Consider the following 1,033-nt stretch of genomic DNA (forward strand, 5'->3'; position numbering starts at 1 on the left):
GACGCCCGGATGGCATTGCTGGCGGTGACCCGCACCACCGGCGTCTCGATGGGCTCGGCGCCGTCGATGATCTCGCCCGCGTCATTGCGCGGCATGGGCCGCACCAGCTCCACCCCGTCGCCATCCTCCACCACCTGCTCGGGGTAAAGCGAGACCGGCGCATCGCCGGGCCAGCCCTCGCGCAGCTCGGTCTCCACCTCGTCGAACTCCGACAGCGGCGTGTCGCCGATGCGGATGTCGGAGATGGAGAGCGGCCCGTAACCCCAGCTTAACAGAGCCGTGACATACTGATCCTCGCCAATGATCGACATATAAGGAGTGGCGAGATGCACAGGGGCGACGCGCAGGCGGCCCAGCACCAGGGGCAGCGCCTCACCGGGGCGCAGCTCGTTGGCCCAGCCCGAGACCAGATAGCGATTGCGGCGGCTGTCCTGATCCGGCACCACCGGCGGCACGATGGCATTGACCAGCGCCGCGCCCAGCAGGTTGAGGCCGATGCCGACCAGCGCCTGCCCCAGCTTGCTGGCCCCGAACGCCTTGCCGAAGAGCGGCGCCACGCTCGGCGCCAGCGCCAGGGCCGCCACGGCGACCACCGCCAGCAGGATCGACCGCGCCCCGCCCTTGCCGGGCACCAGCCGGATCACCACCTGCACCCCCGCCTTGGGCCGGGTGACGTGCCAGAAGCGCGGCTCGATGACCGCAGCACCGGTCTGGCTGACCAGCATCACCCGCAGCTGGCTCCGGTCTTCGGCCAGGAGCCCGGGCAGCGCCTGGCTGACGATCTCGGCCAGAGACAGCCCCTCGGGCAGTTCCAGCCGCTCGCGCGCGGCACCGGGATCCAGCAACGGGGCGGTGAGAACGGGAATGCTCATGCTTGCTCCTCCCGCGCCCGATGCCGGAAGGCGCCGACAAAGCGGCTGCGCCAGAGCGGGCCGTCGGGATCAGCGAGCTGCGAGCCGCCCTCGTCCATATGCAGCATGCGCCCGCGCGCCACATGCAGCCCGACATGGCTGCGCCAGCGCCCGCGCCGGAA

Annotated in this window: 1 pseudogene; it reads right to left on the bottom strand. The window is 71.2% G+C overall.

Annotation, left to right across the window (positions count from 1 at the left end):
• Positions 1–872, bottom strand: a pseudogene (locus BLR51_RS27105) (phage tail protein); the annotation flags it as partial.
• Positions 873–1,033 lie beyond the last annotated feature (161 nt).

The organism is Salipiger marinus (assembly GCF_900100085.1).
Classification (GTDB): Bacteria; Pseudomonadota; Alphaproteobacteria; order Rhodobacterales; family Rhodobacteraceae; genus Salipiger; species Salipiger marinus.